Source organism: Streptomyces lichenis, from assembly GCF_023218175.1.
Classification (GTDB): domain Bacteria; phylum Actinomycetota; class Actinomycetes; order Streptomycetales; family Streptomycetaceae; genus Streptomyces; species Streptomyces lichenis.
Window position 1 is genome coordinate 71,217 of the sequence record NZ_JALPTH010000020.1, and the last position, 26,373, is coordinate 97,589.

General features: G+C 75.3%; 19 protein-coding genes. 10 read left to right on the plus strand and 9 right to left on the minus strand.

Features of this window, described 5'->3' with window-relative positions; genetic code table 11:
- Positions 1-14: 14 nt before the first annotated feature.
- From M1O15_RS20445 to M1O15_RS20460, 4 genes are all read right to left on the minus strand, one after another.
- Complete coding sequence (locus tag M1O15_RS20445) at positions 15-3,179, minus strand: efflux RND transporter permease subunit (RefSeq protein ID WP_248635522.1); 3,165 nt, start codon at positions 3,177-3,179, stop codon at positions 15-17.
- A gap of 217 nt (positions 3,180-3,396) precedes the next feature.
- Entirely contained in the window at positions 3,397-4,074 is a 678-nt protein-coding gene (locus M1O15_RS20450) for a response regulator (RefSeq protein WP_248635524.1), read from the minus strand.
- Positions 4,071-5,354, minus strand: a complete 1,284-nt coding sequence (locus M1O15_RS20455) for a sensor histidine kinase (protein ID WP_248635590.1) — start codon at positions 5,352-5,354, stop codon at positions 4,071-4,073. Before M1O15_RS20455 ends, M1O15_RS20450 begins: the two co-directional genes overlap by 4 nt.
- 231 nt (positions 5,355-5,585) lie before the next feature.
- Positions 5,586-6,398 (minus strand): PspA/IM30 family protein, encoded by an 813-nt coding sequence (locus M1O15_RS20460; protein ID WP_248635526.1) that lies wholly within the window; start codon positions 6,396-6,398, stop codon positions 5,586-5,588.
- 251 nt (positions 6,399-6,649) lie between these two features.
- On the opposite strand from M1O15_RS20460, the gene M1O15_RS20465 reads away from it, so the two are divergent.
- The 4 genes from M1O15_RS20465 to M1O15_RS20480 all read left to right on the plus strand — a co-directional run bounded on the left by M1O15_RS20465 (position 6,650) and on the right by M1O15_RS20480 (position 11,188).
- Positions 6,650-7,249 (plus strand): DUF3043 domain-containing protein, encoded by a 600-nt coding sequence (locus M1O15_RS20465; protein WP_248635528.1) that lies wholly within the window; start codon positions 6,650-6,652, stop codon positions 7,247-7,249.
- A gap of 41 nt (positions 7,250-7,290) precedes the next feature.
- Positions 7,291-8,043 (plus strand): class I SAM-dependent methyltransferase, encoded by a 753-nt coding sequence (locus M1O15_RS20470; RefSeq protein ID WP_282577013.1) that lies wholly within the window; start codon positions 7,291-7,293, stop codon positions 8,041-8,043.
- 123 nt (positions 8,044-8,166) lie between these two features.
- Entirely contained in the window at positions 8,167-10,005 is a 1,839-nt protein-coding gene (locus M1O15_RS20475) for an ABC transporter ATP-binding protein (RefSeq protein WP_372499523.1), read from the plus strand.
- Positions 10,006-10,099: 94 nt separating this feature from the next.
- Positions 10,100-11,188: a S1C family serine protease gene (locus tag M1O15_RS20480; RefSeq protein ID WP_248635532.1), complete on the plus strand. Its 1,089-nt coding sequence runs from the start codon at positions 10,100-10,102 to the stop codon at positions 11,186-11,188.
- Here the strand turns inward: M1O15_RS20480 and M1O15_RS20485 are convergent.
- Positions 11,134-11,589, minus strand: a complete 456-nt coding sequence (locus tag M1O15_RS20485) for a hypothetical protein (RefSeq protein ID WP_248635533.1) — start codon at positions 11,587-11,589, stop codon at positions 11,134-11,136. The two genes, M1O15_RS20480 and M1O15_RS20485, sit on opposite strands and share 55 nt — an antisense overlap.
- A gap of 94 nt (positions 11,590-11,683) precedes the next feature.
- Here M1O15_RS20485 and M1O15_RS20490 point away from each other — a divergent pair, with 94 nt between their 5' ends.
- Positions 11,684-13,240: a hypothetical protein gene (locus M1O15_RS20490; RefSeq protein WP_248635535.1), complete on the plus strand. Its 1,557-nt coding sequence runs from the start codon at positions 11,684-11,686 to the stop codon at positions 13,238-13,240.
- Between the two features lie 78 nt (positions 13,241-13,318).
- Here the strand turns inward: M1O15_RS20490 and M1O15_RS20495 are convergent, their stop codons facing one another.
- Positions 13,319-13,543 carry a hypothetical protein gene (locus M1O15_RS20495; RefSeq protein WP_248635537.1) on the minus strand — a complete coding sequence of 75 codons (225 nt, stop codon included), beginning with the start codon at positions 13,541-13,543 and terminating at the stop codon, positions 13,319-13,321.
- A gap of 81 nt (positions 13,544-13,624) precedes the next feature.
- Between M1O15_RS20495 and M1O15_RS20500 the strand changes: the two genes are divergently transcribed.
- The 3 genes from M1O15_RS20500 (at position 13,625) to M1O15_RS20510 (ending at position 17,995) form a co-directional block, all read left to right on the plus strand.
- Positions 13,625-14,824 carry a bifunctional adenosylcobinamide kinase/adenosylcobinamide-phosphate guanylyltransferase gene (locus tag M1O15_RS20500; RefSeq protein WP_248635539.1) on the plus strand — a complete coding sequence of 400 codons (1,200 nt, stop codon included), beginning with the start codon at positions 13,625-13,627 and terminating at the stop codon, positions 14,822-14,824.
- 95 nt (positions 14,825-14,919) lie between these two features.
- Positions 14,920-16,047, plus strand: a complete 1,128-nt coding sequence (cobT, locus tag M1O15_RS20505; RefSeq protein WP_248635592.1) for a nicotinate-nucleotide--dimethylbenzimidazole phosphoribosyltransferase — start codon at positions 14,920-14,922, stop codon at positions 16,045-16,047.
- Between the two features lie 187 nt (positions 16,048-16,234).
- Positions 16,235-17,995 (plus strand): phosphatidylglycerol lysyltransferase domain-containing protein, encoded by a 1,761-nt coding sequence (locus M1O15_RS20510; RefSeq protein WP_248635541.1) that lies wholly within the window; start codon positions 16,235-16,237, stop codon positions 17,993-17,995.
- Between the two features lie 661 nt (positions 17,996-18,656).
- Here M1O15_RS20510 and M1O15_RS20520 read toward each other — a convergent pair.
- Entirely contained in the window at positions 18,657-19,553 is an 897-nt protein-coding gene (locus M1O15_RS20520) for a hypothetical protein (RefSeq protein ID WP_308282374.1), read from the minus strand.
- Positions 19,554-19,621: 68 nt separating this feature from the next.
- Here M1O15_RS20520 and M1O15_RS20525 point away from each other — a divergent pair, with 68 nt between their 5' ends.
- Complete coding sequence (locus M1O15_RS20525; protein ID WP_248635543.1) at positions 19,622-20,431, plus strand: adenosylcobinamide-GDP ribazoletransferase; 810 nt, start codon at positions 19,622-19,624, stop codon at positions 20,429-20,431.
- A 25-nt stretch (positions 20,432-20,456) separates the two neighbouring features.
- Here M1O15_RS20525 and M1O15_RS20530 read toward each other — a convergent pair whose 3' ends face one another.
- Entirely contained in the window at positions 20,457-21,071 is a 615-nt protein-coding gene (locus M1O15_RS20530) for a spherulation-specific family 4 protein (protein ID WP_248635544.1), read from the minus strand.
- A gap of 180 nt (positions 21,072-21,251) precedes the next feature.
- Entirely contained in the window at positions 21,252-23,354 is a 2,103-nt protein-coding gene (locus M1O15_RS20535) for a hypothetical protein (protein WP_248635546.1), read from the minus strand.
- A gap of 329 nt (positions 23,355-23,683) precedes the next feature.
- On the opposite strand from M1O15_RS20535, the gene M1O15_RS20540 reads away from it, so the two are divergent.
- Positions 23,684-25,204: a leucyl aminopeptidase gene (locus M1O15_RS20540; protein WP_248635548.1), complete on the plus strand. Its 1,521-nt coding sequence runs from the start codon at positions 23,684-23,686 to the stop codon at positions 25,202-25,204.
- The last annotated feature ends 1,169 nt before the right edge of the window (positions 25,205-26,373 follow it).

The following is a 26,373-nucleotide window of genomic DNA, read 5'->3' on the forward strand; positions in this document are numbered from 1 at the left end:
CTGGCCGGGGGCCGTCAGGCGCGGGCGGGTTCCGGGTCGCGGTCGCCGGTGGACTCGCCGGTGGTGCCGGGCCCGTCCTGCCCGCCCTTGGCCGCGCGCTTCGCCTGGCGCCTGGCGCGGCGGCGCTCCTTGCGGAGCTCCACCATCGCGTAGAGCGTCGGCACCAGCAGCAGGGTCAGCAGGGTGGAGGTGATCAGTCCGCCGATCACCACCACCGCCAGCGGCTGGGCGATGAAGCCGCCCTGGCCGGTGACCCCGAGTGCCATCGGGAGCAGGGCGAAGATGGTGGCCAGGGCGGTCATCAGGATCGGGCGGAGCCGGTGCCGGCCGCCCTCGACCACCGCCTCCACCACGCCCAGGCCCTGGGCCCGGTACTGGTTGATGAGGTCGATCAGCACGATGGCGTTGGTGACCACGATCCCGATCAGCATCAGCAGGCCGATCAGCGCCGGGACGCCCATCGGGGTGCCGGTGGCCAGCAGCAGGCCGATGGCGCCGGTCGCCGCGAACGGGATGGCGACCAGCAGGATCAGCGGCTGCACCAGTGAGCGGAACGCGGCCACCAGCAGCAGGAAGACCAGCGCGATGGCCGCCAGCATGGCGAGCCCCAGGCTGCCGAACGCCTCCTGCTGGTCCTCCGAGACGCCGCCGATGGTGGCGGTGGCGCCCTCCGGCAGGTCCAGCGCGGTGATCGCCTTCTGGAGCTCGGCGCTGACCGCGCCGGTGTTGTCGCCGACCGGCTTGGCGGTGATCGTGGCGGCCCGTGCCCCGTCGATCCGGGTGGTGGAGACCGGTCCGTCGACCAGCGTCACGTCCGCCACCTCCCCGAGCGTCACCGGTCCGAGCGGCAGCTTCCGCAGCTCGGCGGTGGTGGCGGCGGAGGTGGCGGAGGTGAGCACGACCTCGCGCTCGACGCCGTCCAGCAGCGCGGTGCCGGCCGGGGTGCCGCGTACCGCCTGGGTGACGGCCGCGCCGATCGCCGCCTGGGTCAGCCCGGCCTCGGCGGCCCGGTCGCCGGCGGTGACCGAGATCCTCGGCACCGACTGGGACAGGTCGCTCTGCACGTCGGTGACGTCGTCCAGCTCCGCCACCCTCTCCCGTACCCGGTCCGCGGCCTTCTCCAGGGTGGCGGCGTCGGAGGCCTTCACCACCACGCTGAGGTCCTGGCCGCCGAAGCCCTCGCCGGCCGCGATCGTGGTGTCGCCGACGCCGTCCAGCTTGGCCAGTTCCGCGTCGATGGCGTCCTTGGCCCGGTCGTAGGAGGCGGAGTCGGCCAGCCTGACCTGGTAGGTGGCCTGGTTGGCGCCGGTGCCGCCGCCGAAGGCCGCCAGGAAGTCGGAGGAGCCCACGGTGACCTGGTAGTCCTTCACCTCGTCCAGCGAGCCGAGCACCTTCTCGACCTTGCGGGCCGCCTGGTCGGCCGCCTCCAGACCGGTGCCGGCCGGCAGCTCCTGACGCATCGACAGCACGTCCTGGTCGCCCGGGTCGAAGAAGTTGGTCTTCAGCAGCGGCATCATCCCGAAGGTCGCGAAGAGCACCGCCACCGCGATCGCCACACTGGTGAGCCGGCGCCGGGTGGCGAACCGGAGCACCGGGACGTAGGCGCGCTGGAGCCGGCTGTGCCGCTCCTTCTCCTCGGCGGCCTCGCGGGCGGCGTCCGGGTCGCCGGGGGTGCCCTTGGGGGCGCGCAGGAACCAGAACGACAGCACCGGGACCACCGTCAGCGACACCAGCAGCGAGGCGAGCAGCGCCGCGGTGACGGTGAGGCTGAAGGAGCCGAACATCTCCCCGACGATCCCGCCGACCAGCCCGATCGGCAGGAAGACGGCGACCGTGGTGAGGGTGGAGGAGGTGACCGCGCCGGCCACCTCCCGTACCGCGGTGAGGATCGCCGAGGAGCGCTCCTCGCCGTAGCCGAGGTGCCGCTTGATGTTCTCCAGCACCACGATGGAGTCGTCCACCACCCGGCCGACGGCGATGGTCAGCGCGCCCAGGGTGAGCATGTTCAGCGACAGGTCCCGGGTCCACAGCACGATCAGCGCGAGGACCACGGAGAGCGGGATGGAGACCGCGGTCACCAGGGTGGAGCGCAGCGAGGCCAGGAACACCAGGATGACGATCACGGCGAAGACGAGGCCGAGCGCGCCCTCGGTGGTCAGCCTGGAGATGGCCTGGGAGACCGCCGGGCCCTGGTCGGAGACGACCGTCAGGGTGGCGCCGGAGCCGAGGTCGGCCCGCAGGCCGGGCAGCTTGTCCCGGACGGCCTCGGAGATGTCGACGGCGCTGCCGTCCTTGTCCATGGTGACCGTGACGGCGAGGCTGGGCTCGCCGTTGGTACGGGTGATCGAGACCCGGGTGGCCTCCTGCTGCGCCACCTCGGCGACGTCCCCGAGCCGGACCGCCTTGCCCTGGGGGCCCTTGCCCCCGGACGCCTTCGGGGCCGCGATCCGCAGCTCCTCGATCTGGCGCAGCGAGGTGTAGGCGCCGCCGACCCGCACGGTGCGGCTCTTGCCGTCCTCTTCGAGCGCGCCCGCGGGCACGGTGGTGCCGCCGGCCTGGAGCGCCTCGCCGAGCGCCCGGGCGTCCAGCCCGGCCTTGGCGAGCGCGCGGTCGTCGGGGGTGACGGAGACCTGGAGGTCCTGGACGCCGTCCACCGCGACCTTGCCGACGCCCTCGATGTCCTCCAGCGCCGGGACGACGGTGCGGCGCAGCCGTTCGGCGAGCGCCTGCGGGTCCTGCTCGGCGGTGGCGGCGAGCACCACGGTCGGCAGGTCGTCGGTGGAGCCGGCCACCACCTCCGGGTCCACGGTGGCGGGCAGCCGGGCGCCGGCCCGGTTGACCGCCTGCTGGACGTCCGCCACCAGCTGCCTGGTGGACTGCTCGCCGTAGTCGAAGGTGGCCATGACCACGGCGCTGCCCTCGCCGGCCGTGGCGGTGACGCCGGTGATGCCGTCCACCGAGGCCAGCGCGTCCTCGATCGGCTCGACGACCTGCTGCTCCACCACGTCCGGTGAGGCGCCCTGGTAGGGGGCGAGCACCGAGACCACGGGTAAGTCGATGGAGGGCAGCAGCTGCTGCTTGAGCTGGGGGATCGCGATCGCCCCGAAGACGATCGCGAGGAGGGACACCAGACCCGTGAGGGCCCGTTGCCGGAGGCTGAGTTGGGACAGCCAGGACATGGGTCTCGACTTCCTTCGGTGGCTGCGGCTGCGGATTCGGATGCGCCGGTGGTGGCTTCGGACTCCTACGATCGGCCATCGGCAGGGCCGGGCCGTCGGCCCCAGGTCCGAATTCCTTACGCTGTATATACAGCGGATGGAGTAGTACGCGCCCCGCTCGCGCTCCTCCGGCCGGCGCGGGTGGGCGGGGACGGCGCGCGGGTGGCGGGGCGGGGGCTCAGTCGCCGCGCGGGCGGACCAGACCGGACTCGTACGCGGTGACCACCAGCTGCGCCCGGTCGCGGGCGCCCAGCTTGGCCATGGCCCGGTTGACGTGCGTCTTCACCGTGAGCGGGCTGACCTTCAGCCGGTCGGCGATCTCGTCGTTGGTCAGTCCGCCGGCCACCAGCACCAGCACCTCCCGCTCCCGCGCGGTCAGCACGGCGAGCCGCTCGGCGTACGCGGACGCCCCCTCGCCGTCCGGGCTCTGCGCCAGGAAGCGGGCGATCAGCCCCTTGGTGGCGGCCGGCGAGAGCAGCGCCTCTCCCCCGGCGGCGATCCGGATGGCGCCGAGCAGCTCCTCCGGCTCCGCGCCCTTGCCGAGGAACCCGGACGCCCCGGCGCGCAGCGCCCGCACCACGTACTCGTCGACCTCGAAGGTGGTCAGCACCACCACCCGTACCCCGGCCAGCTCCGGGTCCTCGCCGATCAGCCGGGTGGCGGCGAGCCCGTCGGTGCCGGGCATCCGGATGTCCATCAGCACCACATCGGCCAGGGTGGCGCGGGCCAGCGCCACGGCCTCGGCGCCGTCGGCGGCCTCCCCGACGACCTCCATGTCCGGTTCCGAGTCGATGAGCACCCGCAGCGCACTGCGCAGCAGCGACTGGTCGTCGGCGAGCAGCACCCGGATCGTCACACGGCCTTCCCTGGTCCCGGGACGGCTCCCCCGGGCACGGCCCGGTCGGCGCCCGGTCGGCGCGGAGCCGGAGCGGGGTCGGCCGGTGGAGCGGACAGGGGCAGTATGGCCTGCACCCGGAAGCCGCCCCCGTAGCGGGGTCCGGAGGTCAGCTCGCCGCCGAGCGCGGTGACCCGCTCCCGCATGCCCAGCAGCCCGTGCCCGCCGCCGGTGCGGCTGCCGGTGCCGGTGCCGTCGTCTACGGCGTCGGTACGGGCCCAGGCACGGCCGCCGTCGTCCAGGACGGTGACCTCGACCGAACCGCCGAACCGCAGCACGCTCACCTCGGCGCGGACGCCCGGCCCGGCGTGCTTGCGGACGTTGGTCAGCGCCTCCTGGATGATCCGGTACGCGGCGAGGTCCACGGCCGAGGGCAGCGGACCCTCGTCGGGGCGGGCCAGCTGGACCGGCAGCCCGGCATGGCGGAAACCCGCCAGCAGCTCGTCCAGCAGGGCGAGTCCGGGTGCCGGTTCGGTGGGCGCCTCCGGGTCGCCGGACTGGCGGAGCAGCCCGACGGTGGTCCGCAGCTCGTCCAGCGCCGAGCGGCTGGCGGTGCGGACGTGCGCCAGCGCCTCCTTGGCCTGGTCCGGGCGCCGGTCCATGACATGGGCGGCGACCCCGGCCTGCACATTGACCAGGGCGATCAGATGGGCCACCACGTCATGCAGGTCGCGGGCGATCCGCAGCCGCTCCTCGGCGACCCGGCGGCGGGCCTCCTCCTCCCGGGTGCGCTCGGCCCGCTCGGCCCGCTCGCGGATGGCGTCCACGAACGCCCGGCGGCTGCGCACCGCGTCCCCGGCGGCCGCCGCCATCCCGGTCCAGGCGGAGACCGCCAGGTTCTCCTGGGCGTACCAGGGGTCGGGTCCGCAGATCATGGCGGTGCCGGTGAGCACCGCCATGGTGGCCAGGCCGACCCGCCAGGTGGTGGGCCGGTCGGTGCGGGCGGCGACGGTGAAGAGGGCGACGACCGCGCCCATGGCGACCGGGGCGGCGGGGTCGCCCCCGGCGAACTCCAGGACCGTCACCGCGCCGGTGCACCCCAGCGCGAGGAGCGGGGCCCGGCGCCGTACCAGCAGCGCGGCCGCGCCGACCGCCATCAGCAGCAGACTGGGCAGATCCGGCGCCCGGTCGCCGAACACGGCCCCGTCCGGCCGGTGCGGGTCGGCGTAGGAGCCGGCGACCATGCTGACCAGCACCGCGAGCGCGATCGCGGAGTCCAGCGCGAAGGGGTGCTCGCGCAGCCAGCGCCGATAGTGCGTCCCGGGGGCCGGGAGGGGACGGTCGGGGGCGGAGCCGTCAGCGGGGGCGGGTGAGGGGATGCGGCCGGTGTGCTGGTCCTCCCCCGGCACGGCGTCCCCCTTCGGTCTGCGGGCTGTGCGGTCCTGCGCATGCGCGCGGCACCCGAGCCGGGCTGGTGGGCGGCCTGGGGATCGGGTGCCGTGGCGGGTCGGAGTGCGGTGCGGGGCGCGCGGCTACTGCTTGTCGAACCTGGGGGCCTGGCGGTCCTGCTGCCCCTGGGACGGGGCCTGGTCCTGGGCGGCGGCGCCCTGGCCGCCCTCGATGGCCTGCTGCCGGTCGGTGCCGCCGGCCAGCTCGGCCTTCATCCGCTGGAGCTCCAGCTCCACGTCCGTACCGCCGGAGAGCCGGTCCAGCTCGGCCTGGATGTCGTCCTTGGCCAGCCCGGAGTGGTCGTCCAGGGCGCCGGAGGCCAGCAGCTCGTCGATGGCCCCGGCCCGCGCCTGGAGCTGGGCCGTCTTGTCCTCGGCGCGCTGGATGGCGACGCCCACGTCGCTCATCTCGTCGGAGATGCCGGAGAAGGACTCGGCGATCCGGGTCTGCGCCTGGGCGGCGGTGTAGGTGGCCTTGATCGTCTCCTTCTTGGTGCGGAAGGCGTCGACCTTGGCCTGGAGCCGCTGCGCGGCCAGCGTCAGCTTCTCCTCCTCGCCCGCCAGGGTCTGGTGCTGCGTCTCCAGGTCGCTGACCTGCTGCTGGAGCGCGGCCCTGCGGGACAGCGCCTCGCGGGCCAGGTCCTCGCGGCCCAGCGCCAGCGCCTTGCGGCCCTGGTCCTCCAGCTTCGCGGACTGGGTCTGCAGCTGGTTGAGCTGGAGCTCCAGCCGCTTGCGGGAGGTGGCCACGTCGGCGACTCCCCGGCGCACCTTCTGCAGCAGCTCCAGCTGCTTCTGGTACGAGTAGTCGAGCGTCTCGCGCGGGTCCTCGGCCCGGTCAAGAGCCTTGTTGGCCTTCGCGCGGAAGATCATCCCCATACGCTTCATGACACCGCTCATGGGCTGCGCGCGCCCCCTTTTCTGACGGACTCGGCACCGGCACTCCAACAGAACCCACAGTACGGGGCCCACATCCATTACCGCACCGTCCGGACCCGGATGCGCTCATCCCCAAGGACGACTGCGCCCCCCGCCGATCCGGCGCAGGGAGGAGCGCCACCCCGACCCGCACCGGGGCGACAGGGGGCGTTGCGCGATCGTTCTCCGGTGGAACTGGGGTCCGTGCGGCCGACCCCGTACCCTTGGGCTTTGTGTTCCGTAGCCGTTCGAAGGACGAGAAGGTCTCCGCCGTGAAGGTGCCGGCGGACCTTCCCACGCAGCCCCGCGACCCGCAGGCCCCCAAGGGCCGCCCCACTCCCAAGCGGAGTGAGGCCCAGACCCAGCGCCGCCGTGCGCAGACGAGCGCGCCGCTCGACCGCAAGGAGGCCGCGCGCCGCCAGCGCGACGCCCGCCGCCAGGACATGGCTCGCCAGCGCCAGGCGCTCGCCAGCGGCGACGAGCGGTACCTGCCGGTCCGCGACAAGGGCCCGGTGCGCAAGTTCGTCCGCGACTTCGTGGACTCGCGCTTCTGCGTCGCGGAGTTCTTCCTGCCGATGGCGGTGATCATCCTCATCCTGTCGACGCTCCCCTCACCGCAGTTGAAGAACATCTCGCTGCTGCTCTGGCTCGCCGTCATCGCGATGATCGTGGTCGACTCGATCGGCATCTGGCTCCGGCTGAAAAAGCAGCTGGCCGCCCGCTTCCCGAACGAGCCGAAGCGCGGCGCCGTCGCGTACGGCCTGATGCGCACCCTGCAGATGCGCCGGCTGCGGCTGCCGAAGCCGCAGGTCAAACGCGGAGAGCGACCCTGAGCACCCAGGTCTCGGGCTTCGCGGGCGCGTCCGCCGGGCGGCTGGACGGCCACGGCGGGCTGCGCGCGACCGTCCGCCAGGAGCTGGTAGCCCGCCAGCTCGACGAGCAGATCACCTCCCGGTACCCGGTGGGGCAGCGGCTGCGGATCCTGGACGCCGGGATGGGCCAGGGCACCCAGGCGCTGCGGCTGGCCCGAGCGGGCCACACCGTCACCGGCCTGGAGGCCGACGAGGCCCTGCTGCGGGCCGCCCGTGAGGCGCTGGCCGGTGAACCGGCCGGCATCCGCGAGCGGGTGCGGCTGCTCCAGGGCGACGGCAGCGAGACCGGTGTGCACTTCCTGCCGGGCAGCTTCGACGTGGTGCTCTGCCACGGGGTGCTGATGTACGCCGAGGAGCCCGACGCCATCCTGGCCGGGCTGGCCCGGATGCTGGCGCCCGGCGGGCTGCTGTCGCTGCTGGTGCGCAACGGCGACGCGCTGGCGATGCGCCCGGGCACCGGCGGGGACTGGCGCGGGGCTCTCTCCGCGTACGAGTCGGCGACCGATGTGGACCGCTTCGGGCAGCGGGTGCGCGCCGACCGGCTGGCCGAGCTGACGGCGACCCTGGCCGGTATCGCCGCGCCGCTCCAGGCCTGGTACGGGGTGCGGGTCTTCACCGACAACGTGCCCAGCGAGGTCGGGCTGCCCCCGGCCGACGAGCTGGAGCTGCTGCTCGCCGCCGAGGAGCAGGCCGGGCGCACCGAGCCGTACCGCCGGGTGGCCGCGCTGCTCCATGTCTGCGGGGTGCGCGGCTAGCGCGGTCTGTTGTGCGGGGTGCGCGGCCCGCTCGGCCGGCGCGGCGGGTGCCGGTGCTCCCCGGGCTCAGGTGGCGGGCGGGGTTTCGCGTCCCCTCTTCATGTGACGATCCCCGATGTGACGATCACCGACTCCGCCGCCGATCCGGGCAAGCCGCCGCCCGCCCCCGTCAAGCTGCCCGCGCGCGAGACCTGGCGGGTGCTGTACCGGCACTTCCGGCCGCACCGCTGGGCGGTCGCCCTGGGCACCCTGTTCGCGCTGGTCGGCGCGGTGACCGCGCTGCTCCAGCCGCTCGCGGCCAAGGAGCTGGTGGAGCGGCTGGGCGGCGAGGAGTCCATCACCGGGGTGCTGCTGGTGCTGACCGCCCTGGTGGTGCTCGGCACGGCGATCGAGTCGGTGGGCTCGTACATCCTGGAGCGGACCGCCGAGTCGGTGGTGCTGGCCGCCCGGCGGGGCCTGGTCGGGCGGCTGCTGCGGCTGCGGCTGCCGGAGGTGGAGCGGACCACTCCGGGCGATCTGATGTCCCGGATCACCTCCGACACCACCCTGCTGCGTTCGGTGACCACCGACTCGGTGGTGGCCGCGGTGACCGGTGGGCTGGCCTGTGTCACCACCCTGGTGATGATGGCCGTGATGGACGCGGTGCTGCTGGGCGTGGTGCTCGGGGTGATCGTGCTGATCGGCGGGGCGATGGCGCTGGTGCTGCCGCGGATCTCCGAGGCCACCCGGCGCTCCCAGGAGGCCGTGGCGGAGATATCGAACCGGCTGGAGCGGGTCTTCGGGGCGTTCCGCACGGTGAAGGCGTCCGGCGCGGAGGCGCGGGAGACGGCGGCGGTGGGCGAGGCGGCCGAGGAGGCGTGGCGCCAGGGGCTGCGGTCGGCGCGCTGGCAGGCGGTGGCCGGCTCCTCGGTGGGCCTGGCCGTGCAGGTGTCGTTCCTGGCGGTGCTGGGGATCGGCGGGGCGCGGGTGGCGTCGGGGGCCATCACGGTGGCCGATCTGGTGGCCTTCCTGCTGTATCTGTTCTATCTGACCGACCCGGTGTCCAAGCTGGTGTCGGCCGCCACCGAGTACCAGATGGGCGCGGCGGCGGTGGCCCGGATCGAGGAGGCCCGGCGGCTGGCCGCGGAGGATCTGGAGGGGGAGAGTGCCTCGGGACCGGCGGAGGGCGAGGGGCCTGCCTCGGTGGTCTTCGAGGACGTGGTGTTCCGCTACCGGGACGGGCTGCCGGACGTCCACCGAGGGGTGTCCTTCGAGGTGGCGGGCCCGGGGATGACGGCCTTCGTCGGGCCCTCGGGCGCCGGGAAGACCACGGTGTTCGGGCTGATCGAGCGGTTCCACGAGGTGACCGGCGGCCGGGTGCTGGTGGACGGCCGGGACGTACGGGACTGGGCGCCGGCCGCGCTGCGGGCGGCCATCGGCTATGTGGAGCAGGACGCCCCCGTCCTGGCCGGGACGCTCCGGGAGAACCTGCTGTTCGCGGCACCGGAGGCCACCGAGGACGAGGTCCGCGAGGTGCTGGTACGGGCCCGGCTGAAGGAGCTGGTGGAGCGGCTGCCGGAGGGGCTGGACACCCCGGTCGGGCACCGCGGCTCGCAGCTGTCGGGCGGTGAGCGGCAGAGGGTGGCGATCGCCCGGGCGCTGCTGCGCAGGCCCCGGCTGCTGCTCCTGGACGAGGCGACCTCGCAGCTGGACGCGGTCAACGAGCTGGCGCTGCGGGATGTGGTGGCGGAGGTGGCGCGGGAGACCACGGTGCTGGTGGTGGCGCACCGGCTGTCCACGGTCACCCTGGCGGACCGGATCGTGGTGATGGACGCGGGCCGGGTACGGGCGGTGGGCACCCATGCGGAGCTGGTCGCCGCGGATCGGCTGTACGGGGAGCTGGCGGCCACCCAGTTCCTGGCGGCGGGAGCGGGCGGGGTGCCGCGGACCGGGCCCGCGGTGGGGACCGCCACGGCCGGCTGAACGCAGGTGAGCACCGGCTGAGCACCGGCCGAGCGCCACCTGATCGGGTGCGCAGCGGGCGCCACCCCGGCGGACGGAACGGGATACTCCGGACATGACTGCCCTACGTACGCTGGTGACCGTGTCCGCCGGGGTCTGCGCGGCGGTGCTGGTGGGCGGCTGCTCGCTGGTCGCTCCCCCGGCGCCCCGGCCGCAGGCGCCCGGCCCCGGGGACCGGGTGGTGGCGACGGCCCGGGCGGCGGCGCCCGCCGCCCCGCGCCGGGCGGCCCAGCTGGAGGAGGACTACCGGACGGTCATCCGCGAGGTGCTGCCCTCGGTGGTGCAGATCGACGCCCGGGAGGGGCTGGGCTCGGGGGTGGTCTTCGACGCCAAGGGCAACATCGTCACCAACGCCCATGTGGTCGGCGACGAGAAGTCCTTCCGGGTCACCGTGGCCACCGGAGACGAGCCGCTGCCCGCGCGGCTGGTCTCCAGCTACCCGGAACAGGACCTGGCCGTCATCCGGCTGGAGCGTCCCCCGGCCGGGCTGAAGCCGGCCCGGTTCGGCGACTCCTCCACGGTGGAGGTCGGGCAGATCGTGCTGGCCATGGGCTCACCGCTCGGGCTGGCCGGCAGCGTCACCCAGGGCATCGTCTCGGCGACCGACCGCACGGTGAGCGAGAGCCGGTCGGGCGGCGGCACCGGGGCGACCCTCGGCAACATGGTGCAGACCTCGGCCGCGATCAACCCGGGCAACAGCGGCGGCGCCCTGGTGAACCTGAGCGGCGAGATCGTCGGCATCCCGACCCTGGCGGCGGCCGACCCCAGCGTGGGCAGCGCCGCGCCCGGCATCGGCTTCGCCATCCCGGTGTCCACGGTCAGGAACATCGCCGGACAGATCGTGCGCGACGGCCGGGTCACCGACTCGGGGCGGGCCGCGCTCGACGTCACCGGCCGCACGGTGCTGGACGAGGAGTACCAGCCGGCCGGCGTCGCCGTGGTGGAGGCCGCCCGGGGCGGGGCGGCGGCGGACGCCGGGATGCGGGCGGGCGACATCATCACCAAGGTCGACTCCGAGCCGATCACCACCATGACCTCGCTCCTGGAGGCGCTGGCCGGGAAGCAGCCGGGCGACCGGGTGGCGGTCGCCTACACCCGGGGCGGCCGGGCGGCCACGGCACGGGTGACGCTCGGGGAGATGTAGGCGGGCGGGGGGCCGCCCCCGTCACCGGCCTGCCCCGTCCCTCCGCCCGCCAGGGAGTCCGCGAGTCGGAACGGCTCGCGCGGCTGCCCCGCCGCCAACCGCCGGACGTCCCAGAGGAGCGCGGCCGTCTCGGCGGCCTCCGCCGAGGGCGACGACCACCCCGGGTTCCGCGGGGCGGGCATCCGTACCAGGAGCGAGCCGCAGCCGGGCGGGGAGTCCTCGTAGGGCCGCTGCCGCTCCGGAGCCGTCGCGGGCAGCACGGGCCGGGACAGCGCGACCTCGCTCGACCGCCGCCTCCCGGACGAGGTCAGCGAGAGCGCGCCGCGCACCAGCCGGGGCAGCTCGCGGCCGGCTTCCCCGTCGAACCGCCATCCGTCGTCCGGAACGGGAAACCCCGCCACGAGGTGGATCTCCGCATCCCTTGAGCCGCTGGGCCGTTGTACCAGGACGGCACCGGGGACAGGCCCGGGACGTGCGGGAAGGGAAGAAGAACCGGTGGAGATCATCGCGCACGAGCCGGAGGAACGGCCGCCGGGACGGCAGTGGGCGGTGCGGCTGGACAGTGCCGGGCGCGGCACCGCGGCCGTCGTGGTCGTCTGCGGCCATCCGTCCTGTCCTCCGCAGCGCCTGCCGTCGGCCGCCGAGGGGCGCCGCGCCGCCGCCGAGCACCTGGCCGCCCATCTGCGCTCCGGCGGCGTACCGCGCCCCCGGGCCGCCTGTGTCTGCCGGTCCGAGGAGTGCCGTACGCACACCGCCGCCGGCCCTCGCCCACGGGTCGGGGAGGGCGCCTGGCGTTGCGGCGGCCCGGTCGTGCTCGCCGTGCTGACCGACCGGGCCGGGCGGCTGTGGCGGGCCATCGAGTGCTGCGCCCGGTGCGCGGCCGCCACCCCGGGCGCCCGGGTGGCCGCCACCGCGCCGAACACCCCCGCGACGCGGGAGCGCGCCACCGGCGCGGGCGACGGGGAGCGGCCGGGCACCGGCGCTCCGGCGTTCGGACCGCGGTTCTCGCACCCGCAGGGGGCGGGACCGGGTCCGGCGGTCGCGCTGCCGTCCCCGCGCCGGGCCGTACGGGCCGAGCGCCCGCGGCCGGGGGGCCGGATCGGCCAGCGCACCGTGCCGCTCGATCTGCATCCGGCCGAGCTGCGCGAGGAGCTGATCGACCTCGGCCGGCAGTACCGCGAGTACCAGCAGCGCACCGAGCCCGATCTCGCCCTCCTCGCCGGACTGCACCGCCGCAAGGCCGCCGCCTTCGCCCACTGGGCCGAGGTCACCCGCGACGGCGGACTGCGCCTGGAGGCCGAACGGGCCGAGCAGGCCGCCGCCACCACCCTCTGCCAGCACCGGCACCGCACCGGCCAGGCCGACGGCGACGAGTCGGGTGTGCAGCGCCTGCTGAGCGCCCCGGGGCAGTGGCGGTACGCACGGGACGTCCTCGACCATGTCGCCGAGCACCCCCCGCTGCCGGGCGCCGAGGCGCGGCTGGTCGCGCTGGTGCTGACCCTGCGCACCGCGCTGACCGGCGTCGGCAACCTCGTCGGCCAGGACCTCACCGCGCTGCCGCTGACCGACCCCGAGCGGCTGGTCGAGGAGCTGACCGGCTGCGGCTGGCTGACCCTGCCCGGCAGCGCCGCCGAACTGCTCGCCTCCCGCCCGGAGACCCCCACCCGGATCACCGTCCCCTCCCTGATGCCGCGGGGGGACGACCCCGGCCCGTTCGCCTTCGGCCGCAAGACCCGCCCCAAGCTCAGCGGCTGGGCCCAGCGGGTCATCGGCGACAAGAAGCTCCGCAAGGCGAAGACGGCGGCCGAGGTGCGGCTGCTGGCGCTCACCCTGGCCACGTGGTCCGAGGCCGACGGCCGGCTCGGGCCGAAGGGCGGGGGCCTGGACACCGGCCGGCTCGCCGACCGGTGCGCCACCGCCCCCGAGGGGCTGCCGGAGCTGGTGGAGCGGCTGACCGCCGCCGACTGGCTGGCCGAGGCCGCGACGGCCGACGGCCGCCTCACCGGACGGCTCACCGAGCGGGTGCTGCCCCTCAGCTGCCCGCCGTACTGAACCGGCCCCCGGCACGGCGAAGGCCCGCCCGGTGACGGCGTCCGTCGGCACCGGGCAGGCCCTCCGCGCGCCTCCTGGCTACTCCTTGGCGGCGGCCGTCTCGCCGTCCGGGTGGAGGCTCATCGCGTAGATCTTCGTACCGTCCTCGGAGAGCTCGACCTGGTCGGCGCCGCCCTCCTGGAGTGCCTTCCAGTGCTCACCGATCCAGGATTCCGCGTCGCCCTGGGTGGTGAACTCCTCGGGCTCGACCGCCGGCTGGACCTCCGCCCCGCCCGACCCTTCGAACCGCCACGTCCATGCCATGTGGACCTCCAGATGATCGGTTTCCTGCCCGCAGCGTAGCCGGGCGCGCACCCGCCGCGGGGACGCGGGAGGATCATCCCTGTGGATGTGACTCTGCTCGGCACCGGAGCCCCCGAGGGGCTGCCCCGCCCCGACTGCCCGTGCGCCGCCTGCGCGGCCGCCCGCGGTCCGGCGGTCCGCGCCGCCACCGCGCTGCTGGTGGACGGCGCGCTGCTGCTGGACCTGACGCCCGGGACGGTGCAGGCGGCGGCCCGGGCGGGGCGGTCGCTGGGCGGGGTGCGCCAGGTGCTGCTGACCCATCCGCACGACGGCCCGCCGGTGGAGGTACCGCCCGGGCTGCCCTCGGCGGGGCGGGTGCCGGACGGCCGGGAGCTGACCCTGATCAGCGGCCACCGGGTGCGGGCGGTGCCGATGGACGCCCCGGGCACCGGGTACGAGGTGGCCTCCCCGGAGGGCGCGACCCTGCTGTACCTGCCGCCCGGTGGCGCCCCGGCCGGGCTGGGCGGTCCGCGCCGCCCGTACGGAATGGTGCTGGCGGACGTCGTGGGGCGGCCGGACGCGCTGGCCCGGCTGCGCGAGGCCGGGGCCATCGGGCCGGAGACGGAGCTCGTCGCCGTCCATCTGGACCATGGCGTACCGCCGGGGGCGGAGCTGGACCGCCGGCTGGCGGCGGCCGGGGCGCGGGCGGTCCCGGACGGCACCACGCTGGCGGTCGGCGCGCGGCCGGGCCCGCCGCCGCTGCCCCGGCGCACCCTGATGACCGGCGGCGCCCGCTCGGGCAAGTCGCTGGAGGCCGAACGCCGGCTGGAGTCGTACCCGGGGGTGGTGTACGTGGCGACCGGCGGCACCCGTGCCGGGGACCCCGAGTGGGCCGACCGGGTCGGCGCCCACCGGGAGCGGCGGCCGTCCTCCTGGCGTACCGAGGAGACCTGCGACCTGGTGCCGCTGCTGGCCGCCGAGGGGCCGCCGCTGCTGGTGGACTGCCTGTCGCTGTGGCTGACCGACGCCATGGACCGGGTGGGCGCCTGGGACGACGAGGTGTGGGAGAAGAGCGGGCGGCGGGAGCTGCGGGAGCGGGTGGGCGGGCTGGTGGCGGCGGTACGGGCCACCCGGCGCACGGTCGTGGCGGTGACCAACGAGACCGGCTCGGGCGTGGTGCCCGCGACCGCGTCGGGGCGGCGGTTCCGGGACGAGCTGGGCCGGCTGAACGCGGCCTTCGCCGGGGAGTGCGAGCAGGTGGTGCTGGTGGTGGCGGGGCAGGCGCTGGTGCTGCGCGGCTGAGAGCCGGGGCCGCGCGCCACGAGCCCGTACCGGCCCCGCCCCGGGCCGGAGTCCGGAGGTCACCGGCGACCGGTACTGTGCGACGAATGAGCAGGCTGAATCTCGACGACTTCTCCGATCTGATCGAGCGCCCCGACGGGGCCGTGCGGCGTGACGCCGAGGACCGCCGGGAGCGGCTGGCGGTGCCGCCCGGGGCGCTGGGCCGCCTGGACGAGCTGGGCGAGTGGCTGACGGCCGCTCAGGGCGCGGTACCGGTGCGGCCGGTGGAGCGGCCCCGGGTGGTGCTGTTCGCCGGGGACCACCAGGTGGCCTCGCTGGACGTCTCGGGCCGCCCGGCCGGCGGGGCGTACGCGCTGGTGCGCGCGGTGCTGGACGGGGCGAGCCCGCTGGCGGTGCTGGCCCGGCGGATGGACGTCCCGGTGCGGGTGGTGGACGCGGGCCTGGACTGCGACCCGGAGCTGCTGCCGGAGGACGTGGTGCGCCGCCGGGTGCGCCGGGGCGGCGGGCGGATCGACATCGAGGACGCGCTGACCCCGGAGGAGGCCGAGCAGGCGGTACGGCTGGGGATGGCCGTCGCCGACGAGGAGGCCGACTCGGGGACGGACCTGGTGGTCCTCGGCGACCTCAGCGTGGGCGGCACCACCGCGGCCGCGGTGCTGATCGCCGCGCTGTGCGGGACGGACGCCTCGGTGGTGACCGGCCGGGGCGGCGCGGGCATCGACGACCTGGCCTGGATGCGCAAGTGCGCGGCGGTCCGGGACGCGCTGCGGCGGGCCCGGCCGGTGCTGGGCGACCAGCTGGAGCTGCTGGCCGCGGCGGGCGGCGCGGACCTGGCGGCGGTCACCGGGTTCCTGCTGCAGAGCGCGGTGCGGCGGATGCCGGTGATCCTGGACGGGGTGGTGTCGGCGGCCTGCGCCCTGGTGGCGCAGCGGGCGGCCTTCCGCGCCCCGGACTGGTGGCTGGCCGGGCAGCTGAGCGGGGAGCCGGCGCAGGCCAAGGCGCTGGACCGGATGGCGCTGGAGCCGCTGCTCGACCAGAAGGTGACGGTCGGCGAGGGGGTCGGCGCGCTGCTGGCGCTGCCGCTGGTCCAGGCGGCGGCCGCGTTCGCGGCGGAACTGCCGGAGCGGGAGCCGTACCCGGAGGACCCTGGAACGGTCCCGGAGGCGGTGGAGGAGACGGAGAAGGCGGCGGAGACGGGGAAGGGCGAGGCTGGCGAGGAGTGAGCCGCCTCTGACGGTCGTACGGGCCGGGGCCCGGCGGGATTCTCAGCGCGGGGCCCGGCGACCGTCCGGGCGTACGGGCCGGGGTCCCCTGGCCGCGGCCCCGGGGCCCCGCCCGGCACCCAGCACCCAGCACCCAGCAGCGTCCGCTCCCCGGGCCGTGCACCCAAACACCCCATATCATCTGATCATGGGAGAAGTTCGGCCGACCGCCGCCGAGGCGCCCGGCGGTGCGCGGTTCTCGCGGCGGGCGGCCGCGGGTGCCGTCTGGTATCTGCGGGCCGTCGCGTTCCTGAACCTGCTGGGCGCGGTGTGGGTCTCCTTCGGGCAGGACATCCGGCGCCACGACACGGACGAGTTCTTCACCCCGTACCTGCTGGCGGCGGGGTTCTTCTCCGGGGCGTTCGCGGTCTTCCTGGCGATCACCATGCGGCGCCGCAAACGGGCCGCCTGGCTGCTGAACCTGGTGCTCGCCGGGCTGTTCCTGGTGCTGTTCGCGCTGCTGATGGTCCTGCCCGAGTACCGGGGGCACGCGCAGAACTGGGTCTCGCTGGTGCTCACCGCCGCCTTCCTGGCGGCCCTGCTGGCCGGGCGGCGGGAGTTCTACGCCAAGGGCGACCGCTCCAACGTCCGGCTGGCGGCCGCGGTGGCGGTCGGCGGCCTGGTGCTGGTCTCGCTGGCCGCCACCCTGCTGGTCGCCGCCACCGACACCTCCCGGGCCGGCGGCTTCGGGGCGCGCTGGCGGTACGCGGCCACCCATCTGGTCACCCTCACCCCGGACGACAGCCGCGCGGCCGCCGTGGACACCCCCGGCTGGGTGGACGTCATCATCAACATCCTGGCCGCGCTGCTGCTGATCGCCGTGCTCTACGCGGCCTTCCGCTCCCGGCGGGCGCTGGCCCCGCTCACCGCCGAGGACGAGGCGCGGCTGCGGGAGCTGCTGGCCCGGCACGGCGAGCGGGACTCGCTGGGCTACTTCGCGCTGCGCCGGGAGAAGAGCGTGGTGTGGTCGGCGAGCGGGAAGGCCGCGGTGCCCTACCGGGTGGTCGGCGGGGTGTGCCTGGCCTCCGGTGATCCGATCGGCGACCCGGAGGCCTGGCCCGGGGCGATCGAACCCTGGCTGCTCCAGGCCCGGGAGCACGGCTGGGTCCCCGCGGTGATGGGGGCGGGCGAGGAGGCCGGCACGGTATGGGCCCGGCACGGGCTGGACGCGCTGGAGCTGGGCGACGAGGCCGTCGTCGAGATCGCCGAGTTCACCCTCGACGGCCGGGCCATGCGTACGGTCCGCCAGGCCTACAACCGGGTGAGGCGGGCCGGGTACGAGGTGCGGATCCGGCGCCATGAGGACGTGCCGCCCGAGGAGATGGCGGAGGCGGTGCGGCTGGCCGACGACTGGCGGGACGGGGCCACCGAGCGCGGCTTCTCGATGGCGCTCGGCCGGTTGGGCGACCCGGCGGACGGCCGCTGCGTACTGCTGGAGTGCGCCGACGCCGAGGGCCGGCCGCGCGCGCTGCTGTCCTTCGTCCCGTGGGGGGCGGGTGGGCTGTCGCTGGACCTGATGCGCCGGGAGAAGGACGCCGACAACGGGCTGACCGAGTTCATGGTGATCGACCTGCTCCAGCGGGCCGGGGAGATGGGGATCACTCAGGTGTCGCTGAACTTCGCCATGTTCCGGTCGGTCTTCGAACGTGGTGCGAAGCTGGGGGCGGGCCCCGTGCTCCGGCTGTGGCGGTCCCTCCTCACCTTCTTCTCCCGGTGGTGGCAGATCGAGTCGCTCTACCGTGCCAACGCCAAGTACCGACCGATCTGGGAGCCGCGTTTCATGCTGTTCGAGAAGAGTGCCGACCTGCCCCGCATCGGGCTGGCCGCCGCCCGGGCGGAGGGCTTCCTGGAGCTGCCCGGGCTGCCGGCCTGGGCGCGCGGCCACCGGCACCTGGAAGGCCGCCGTTGAACGGCAGACGGGCGCACGGAAGGCTCCGTGCCTTCGCACGCCGGGAGTGGGGCCCGCTGGTCGGGGTGGTGCGCTCGGGGCTGCGGGAGCGGGGGTGGCGGGCGCTGCCCCTGTCGCTCGGGGCGGTGGCGCTGACCGCGCTCTGCCACGCCGTACAGCATCAGGCGTTCGGCGACTGGGGGCACGGGCTGGTCCGGGCCGCCGGGGCGGTGCAGGCCCAGGACCCGCTGTGGCTCTCCCTGCTGCGCACCCCTCTGTCGCTGTTCGTCCCGGCGCTGCATCTGCCGGTGTGGGGGGCGCTGGCGCAGGTGCTGCTGGTGTTCGGGCTGGCGGAGCTGACCCTGGGCCGGTGGCGGACGGTGCTGGTGGCGTACGCCGCGACGCTGGCCGGGACGCTGTACGCGCGGCTGGGCATCGCGCTCGGCCCCGGCTCCCCGCTGGGGCTGCCCGCCTCGGACGCCCGGGTGGTGGACACCGGCCCTTCGGCGGCGGTGCTGGGGCTCGCGGTGGTGGTCTGCTGGCGGTTCGGGGCCCGGGTGACCGGCGGTCTGGTGGTGCTGGCCATGGTGATCGAGGTGGCCATCCTGCCGAACCTGGCGGGCCGGGAGCATCTGGCCGCCATCGCGGCGGTGAGCGCGGGCTGCGCGGTGGCGGCCCGGCGTCAGCGCCGCCGGTCCTCTCCGGAGGAGGGGTCCTCGGGAGGGTCGGATGACGGCCCGCGCCCGGAGCCCGGCGGTTCGCCGGAGTCCGCCGGGGGCAGCGACGGCGGCTTGGGGGGCAGCGGTGGCGGCTTGTGCTCGGAGGTCGCGGCGGTCGGCAGCTCGTCGGTGGGGCGGCCGGCCACCAGGTCGCCGAAGCGGCGGCCGATGGCGTCCCAGCGCCGGTCGTGGTGGTAGGCGCGCAGCCCCGCCCTGGCCCGGGCGCGCGGGCGGCGGCGGTAGAGCCGGCGGGCCCACCAGGAGCCGGGGCGGGCCAGCCGGACCGCGCCGACCAGGGCGACCAGCGGCACCAGCACCCCGACCACGGCCATCCGGAGCTTGCCCTTCGCCAGGGTGGCCAGCACGAAGAGGAAGTTGACCACCACCGTCGCCACGAACGAGGCCCGGTCCTGCGCCTGGTCGGCGGTGAGCGAGTCCACGCCCAGCGGTGAGGAGCCGATCAGCAGCAGGAGCAGCAGGGCGGCGGTGAGCGCCACCGCCTCCACGCTCTGCCGGCCCTGCTCGGTCCAGTAGACGTCGTCCAGATGGACGATCAGGGCGAACTCGTCCAGGATCAGCCCGGCGCCGATGCCGAAGAGCACCGCGCAGAAGGCGGAGGCGGCCCCGTACTGGCTGGTGGCGACCCCGCCGAAGCCGCCGAGCAGGGCGAGCACGACACCCGGCACCACATGGTGGATGTGCAGCCCGCCGGGGGTGACGTTGCGGAACGGGCCCCGGCCGGCCCGGATCAGCCGGGTGATGGTCCGGGTGACCAGGAAGGTCACCACGAACGAGCCGAGCGCCAGCAGCAGCGGCAGCTTCCCGGGCTCGACGATGTTGCGGTAGAACCAGTGACCCATCCCACCCACTCCCCTACGCCCCATATCGACCGTTATGGGCAACCTACCGGCCGGGAGCAGCGACTACTGTGCGCGCGGTGACGACTTCCCGTGTCCCCGCCCGTACGCGCACCGACGGCCTGCGGTTCGCCTTCGGCACCCTCACCGTCCTGCCGGTGCGGATCGGCCGCTGGGACCGGACGGCGGCCCGGTCCGGGATGCTCTGGGCCCCGCTCGCCGGGCTGGTGGTGGGGGCCGCCGCGGCGGCGGTCGGCACCGCGCTGCTGCTGGCCGGGGCGGGGGCGCTGCTCGCCTCGGTGGCCTCGGTGGCGGTCCCCGCGGCGCTCACCCGGGGGCTCCATCTGGACGGGCTGGCGGACACCGCCGACGGGCTGGGCAGCGCGAAGCCGGCCGGGGACGCGCTCGCCATCATGAAGCGCTCGGACATCGGCCCGTTCGGGGTGGTCACCCTGCTGCTGGTGCTGCTCGGCCAGGTGGCGGCGCTGTTCCGGCTGTACGGGGAGGGGTGGCTGCCCGGGGCGCTGGGCGCCGTCCTCGCGGCCACCGCCGCCCGGCTGGCGCTCACCTGGGCCGCCCGCACCGCCGTCCCGGCGGCCCGCCCGGAGGGGCTGGGCGCGGTGGTGGCCGGCACCGTCCCGGTGGGCGCGGCGCTGGGCACGGCCGCCCTGGTCACGGCCGCGGCGGCCGGGGTCGGCTGGGCGGCCGGCGGCCCGTACCGGGCGGTGGGCTGCGCCCTCGCGGTGCCCGCCGCCCTGGGCGCGGCGGAGCTGCTGCTGCGACGCTGCCTGCGGCGGCTGGGCGGGGTGAACGGCGATGTGTTCGGGGCGGTCGCGGAGACGGCGGCGACGGCCGCGCTGCTGGTGCTGACGCTGGGTTAGCCCCCTGCCTCCGCGTGGGCGGCCGTCACAGCTCCAGCTCGTGCGGGAGGGCGGCCCACTCATGGGGCCGGGCGACCGGGACGGCGCAGCGGACCCGGGTGGCGAGCCGGGCGTGCGCGGGGGCCGCGTAGACCAGATGGCAGTGGTGGTCCTCCGCCACGCGGTCGGGCAGTCCGAGCGCGCGGTAGGTCTCCCAGCTGCCCTCGAAGGTGACCAGCAGATCGGCGGCGGCCGCGTAGCCGGGGTCGGGCGCGGTGCCGTGGTTGAGCACCACGGTGGCGGCCCCGGCGGCCCGGGCGGCCACCCGCAGCCGCCGGTAGTACGGGATGAGCTCCGCGCTCGCGGCGGCCTGGTCCAGGAAGGCGCCGTCGGCCCCGTACCAGTCGCGGTGGCGCAGCAGGTCGGTGACCACCTCGGCGTGCGGGCGGCGCCCGTAGTCGGTGTCGGCGTAGCCCAGCACCCGTACCCCGGCCGTCCGCAGCCGCCCGGCGACCTCGGCGAACGCCGGGTCGCGGAAGGTGCCGGCGCCGCTGGCCGGGTTGACGATCACCCCGTAGAGCCGGGGCGCGGCGGCGATCAGCGCGTCCCATTCGGCGGGGCGGACGGCGGGGTGCTCGTAGTAGGGGACCAGCAGGTCCACGGGTCTTCCTTCGTGTCTCAGGTCATCGGCGGTGGGCGGTGGCCCGGCCGGGCAGGGCGCAGCCGGGGAGGACGAGCAGCAGGGCGGCGGCGTCGTGCGGGTGGTGCGGGTGTCCTTGGCGGCGCGGGGCTCCGGTACGGCGGTGGTGGCGCCGTACCGGAGCCCGGGGGTCCTTCTCGGTCAGGCGCCGGCGGGCAGCGTCAGGGTGACCGCGGACTGGAGCAGGTCGGGCGAGGTCCAGTCGGAGCGCGTCCCGGCGTACGCGGTGCCGAACACCGAGCTGCCGAGCAGGGCCCGCTTGCGGGTGCCCTCGGGCGCGGTGACCGGGGCCACGACTCCGCTGGGCGCCTTGACGGTGACGGTGTCGCCGATGCGGTAGGCGGTCACCTTGCCCTCGGCGAGCGCCTTGTCCCAGGCGGCGCGGCGGGAGAACTCGGTGCCCACCTCGCTCTGCCGCGGGTTGACCAGCGGGGTGTTGTCCGCGTAGAGCGCGCGGTAGTCGGCCAGCACCTGGTCCAGGACCGGGTAGAGCAGCCGCTCCTCGGCCAGGTTGGACTGGTGGACGTAGTGCGGGCGCGGGTCGTTGGCGACGACATGGCCCAGGGCGATCCGGGCCTCCTGCGGGACGATGTACGCCGCGTAGCCGGTGGCCGGGTCCAGCGGCTCGTCTAGGCAGGTGGAGGTGGCCGGGTTGTCCTCGCAGATCCCGCTGCCGCCGTCGGCGCGCGAGGTGTAGATCCAGTTGTACTCGTCGGCCATCTCGGCGGCGGTGCCCACGTTGTAGTAGACGTTCATCGGGTGCCTGGGTACCGTCCTGGCGTTGCCGACGGCCCGCTGGGCGGAGTCGCGGGAGTTGTCCGAGGCGATCCACTTCACCCCGTTGTCGGCGAGCGCCCCGGCGAGGTTGGGGTTGTCGGCCGGCTGCTGCGGCAGGATCTTCAGCCCCGAGTGCTCACCGGTGACCAGCTCGCCGCGGTCCACCGAGATGCCCTTGCCCACGGCCCAGTTGTGGTTGTCGCGGATCTGGGCGGAGATCTCGGCGCGGGTCACGTACTGGGTGGTGCCGTTGGCGTTGGTGGCGCACCGCCAGGGGACCACGGTGACGTCCTGGACGCAGCCCAGGAACGGATGGGTGTAGGTGTGGTTGATCCAGCGGTAGCGGGCCCGGTCGGCGAGGAGCTGGGCGGTGAGCGCGTCGGTGCCGCCGTGCTCGGTCTTCCACAGCTCGCCGGAGCCGGCGTTGTAGACCATGTCCAGGGTGAAGCCGCTGGAGCTCTGCCAGGCCGCCGCGTACCGGGCGTCCTCGGCGGTCATCCGGATCTCCGGGACCTCCTCCTCGCCCGGGCCGCCGGCGCAGTCGATGTCCCCGGGGGTGCAGTTGCGCTCGGTGTCCCAGCGGGCGTCCGGCGCGAAGACGTCGTCCACGTGCACCGAGAAGTAGTTGCGGCTGCGGCCCAGGTGCACGCCCTGGGTCAGCCACTCCACGATGCCGCGGGCCAGCACCCGGAACTGCCGCTGGTACTGGTTGTAGGCGAAGGTGACGACCAGTTCGCGACGTCCGTCCCTGGCGTACTCGCCGATCAGGCTGGCCCGGCCGCCGCCGTCCACCGGCAGGTCCAGATAGCTGGTGTAGCCCTCGCGGGGCCGCCCCGCGTAGCCGTAGCTCTCGGCGATCTGGGGCGCGTTGTCCTCGAAGACCACCGGCCCGTCGAGGTAGCGGAACGGCCCCGCCTTCCCGGCCGCGGTGACATCGGTGCGCACCCCGTCCAGCACCCCGGAGAAGCCGCCGTCACTGGTGTAGTCGAGCCCGACGCCCGGGTGCGACCAGGTGTAGGCGTCCACCTGCGGGACGGCGTAGGTCTTCTGGTACGCGGTGAGCGCCGCCTGCTCCGCGGCGCTGAGCCCGCCGGGCGCCTCGCTCGGCAGCACCACGCCCTGGAACCTGGCGCGCGGCCGCCCGTCCACGGTGTCGGCGAGGAACGCCGCCGTGATGGTGGGCCGGCCCTGCTCGCCGAGCTTCACCGTCCGGTACGGCACGCCGGTGCTCTTGAGCTCCGCGGCGATGGCGCCCACCGCGCCGCCGCCGTCGTCCACCACCAGCACGGTGAGGTCGACGCGCGGTGCGGGGGCGGCGGCGACGGCCGGACCCGCCGGCACGGCACCGGCCAGCAGCGCCGCCGCCAGCAGCGCGCCCGCCGCCCGGCCGGCGCGTATGCCAACTGAGCGTCCGCCGCGTCTCGCGCCCGGGCGCCCGCCCTGGAACCGAAGTCCCCTTGACTGCATGGGTCATTCCCCCCTCGTCACGCCCTCCGGGCGCGGAGGAGCGCGAGGAGGATCTGTGGAGATGATGCAAAGGGGGACGTGCGCTCCCCCGGTGATTCCAGGGAGTGTGACGCAGCTCTCATTGGTTGAGCAGGCACACACCGCGCACGGGCCCCTGACGGGTGAACTGCCGCCCCTGTGAGCGAAAGCCGCACCGCGCGTAGGCTCGTCCCCGGCGCTCAGGGGCCGCCCCGAGGAGCCGCACCACCCCCGCATACGATGCGGCTGGCCCGGTCGGCCCATCCCTCGACCGCCCTCAGTCAACTCAACGGAAGCGAGAAATCACCACCGTGACTGCTCTCACTCTCAGCACCGCCGGCGCGGCGACCCTGCGCGCCGACGCTCTCGTCGTCGGCGTGGCCAAGAGCCCGCAGGGCGGGAAGGAGCTGCTCCTCGCACCCGGCGCCGACGCCGTGGACAGTGCCTTCGACGGGAAGCTCGCCGACGTCCTCGCCACGCTGGGCGCCACCGGCGCCGAGGGCGAGACCACCAAGGTCCCCTCCCCCGCCGGCCTGAAGGCCCCCGTCGTCCTCGCCGTGGGCCTCGGCCCGGCCCCCGAGAAGGACGAGCAGTTCGACCCGGAGAAGCTGCGCCGCGCCGCCGGCAACGCCGCGCGCGCCCTGACCGGCGTCAAGAAGGCCGGCTTCGCCCTGCCGCTCACCGGCCCGGACGACGTGCAGACCGTCGCCGAGGGCGCGCTGCTCGGCGCGTACGCCTTCACGACGTACCAGGACCGCGGCAAGGACGCCAAGGGCCCCCTCGGCGAGGTCGCCCTGCTCGGCGCGAAGCCCCGCGACAAGTCCTCCAAGGCCGCGGCCGAGCGCGCGATCGCCCTCACCGAGGAGATCAACCGGGCCCGGGACCTGATCAACACCCCGCCCAACGACCTCACCCCCGAGGCCTTCGCCGCGATCGCCACCGCCGCGGGCAAGGAGCACGGCCTCAAGGTCCAGGTCCTGGACGAGAAGGCGCTCACCAAGGGCGGCTACGGCGGCATCCTCGGCGTCGGCGCGGGCTCGGCGAACCCGCCCCGCCTGGTGAAAATCTCCTACACCTCCTCCAAGGCGGCCAAGCACCTGGCCCTCATCGGCAAGGGCATCACCTACGACTCGGGCGGCATCTCGCTCAAGCCGGCCGGCCACAACGAGACCATGAAGTGCGACATGAGCGGCGCGGCGGCGGTCTTCGCGGCGGTCGTCGCGGCGGCGCGGCTCGGCCTGGAGGTCAACGTCACCGGCTGGCTCGCCCTCGCCGAGAACATGCCCTCCGGCACCGCGACCCGCCCCGGTGACGTGCTGCGCATGTACAGCGGCAAGACCGTCGAGGTCCTCAACACCGACGCCGAGGGCCGGCTCGTCCTCGCCGACGCGATCACCCGCGCCTCGGAGGAGGCCCCGGACGCGATCGTGGACGTCGCCACCCTCACCGGCGCGATGGTCCTCGCCCTGGGCAACCGGACCTTCGGCATCATGGCCAACGACGACGCCTTCCGCGCCGCGATCCACGAGATCGCCGAGGAGGTCGGCGAGGCGTCCTGGCCGATGCCGCTCCCGGCCGACCTGCGCAAGGGCATGGACTCCTCCACCGCCGACATCGCCAACATGGGCGAGCGGATGGGCGGCGGCCTGGTGGCCGGGCTCTTCCTGAAGGAGTTCGTCGGCGAGGGCATCACCTGGGCCCACCTCGACATCGCGGGCCCCGCCTTCCACGAGGGCGCGCCCTACGGCTACACCCCCAAGGGCGGCACGGGCTCCTCGGTCCGGACCCTGGTCCGCCTGGCGGAGCGCACGGCAGCCGGCGAGCTGGGCTAGGCACCCGGCGTTGAGGTCAAGGGGCGCGGGTCCTATGAACCCGCGCCCCTCCGGCGTCCGGCCCGGCCCGGCCTGGGCCGGCGCGTCGGCCACGGGGGCGGCTGGCGCCGCCGGTGCCCGGGCGGGGCTGCTGCCCGGTGGCCCCGCTGACCTGGGCAGCTCGCGCCGCCGGTGTCCGGGCCACCGCCCGGTGGGTGCGCTGACGCGGGTGGGTCTGTGCTTGGTCCCGGTCCGGTGGCCTTTCGCAGGCCCGGTGGTCGGGTCCGCTCTGCGGTGGGTGGGGGCGTGGGCACTCCGGGCTCACGTGCTCGCCGCTCGCGCTCACCGTTCGACGGTCAAGCGCACCGCCTCATTACGCTCGGCGGCTGCGCGCGCGACCCTGCGTACCCCCACCCGACCGGCGGCGCACTGACCCCATCGCCGTGGCTGATGACCTCTGGGCCGACGCACTGCCCCGTTTCGCCGTGGCCGATGACCTCCCGGCCGACGGCTTCCACCCGACCGGCGCTGCACTGCCCGTTTCGCCGTGGCTAATCACCTCCGGGCCGAGGGCCCCACCCGGTCGGTGGCGCACCGCCGTTTCCCGGTCGTTGCGCACTACCCGGCCGAGGGCCCGGACCGCCTCGTCCGGACCCCGCCGGACCGGCGTAGGGACCCCGCCCGCCCGATAGGACGACTGCCCCTCCACGGCGGCGGCCAGTCTTCCGGGCCAAGGGCCCACATCGGCCGGACGTCACCGCCCGGCGGGTGATACGGCACGTCGCACTTCGGTCCGGACCACCTCGCACACCGACCCACCCGCCCAGCCCCGTGCCGCCGCCTGGGGCTGCGGCCCGCCCGGTGGGACGACTGCCGCCTTCGCGGTGGCCGACGATCCCCGGGCCGAGGGCCCGCACCGATCGGACGCCACTGCCCGGCGGATGGGACGGTCTCGCCCGGCCCGTACACACCGGTACGGCGCCAATCGGGCCTCGGGCCCGTAGCGCCGCCCGGTCTGTGTCCCGGCCATCGGCCGGGGGTCGTGCCACCGGGGGTGCACTCGCCCTCCGGACAGTGGGTGGGGTACGCAGGGTCGCGCGCGCAGCCGACGAGTGTAAGTCGAACGGCTCGCTTGACCGTCTGACGTGCAAGCACGAGCGGCGAGCACGTGAGCCCGGAGTGCCCCGCCC

Coding starts and splice junctions, on each gene's coding strand:
- M1O15_RS20445 (WP_248635522.1), bottom strand. CDS start 3,179: ATGTCCTGGCTGTCCCAACTCAGCCTCCGGCAACGGGCCCTCACGGGT.
- M1O15_RS20460 (WP_248635526.1), bottom strand. CDS start 6,398: ATGAGCGGTGTCATGAAGCGTATGGGGATGATCTTCCGCGCGAAGGCC.
- M1O15_RS20480 (WP_248635532.1), top strand. CDS start 10,100: ATGACTGCCCTACGTACGCTGGTGACCGTGTCCGCCGGGGTCTGCGCG.
- M1O15_RS20495 (WP_248635537.1), bottom strand. CDS start 13,543: ATGGCATGGACGTGGCGGTTCGAAGGGTCGGGCGGGGCGGAGGTCCAG.
- M1O15_RS20510 (WP_248635541.1), top strand. CDS start 16,235: ATGGGAGAAGTTCGGCCGACCGCCGCCGAGGCGCCCGGCGGTGCGCGG.
- M1O15_RS20520 (WP_308282374.1), bottom strand. CDS start 19,553: ATGGGTCACTGGTTCTACCGCAACATCGTCGAGCCCGGGAAGCTGCCG.
- M1O15_RS20535 (WP_248635546.1), bottom strand. CDS start 23,354: ATGCAGTCAAGGGGACTTCGGTTCCAGGGCGGGCGCCCGGGCGCGAGA.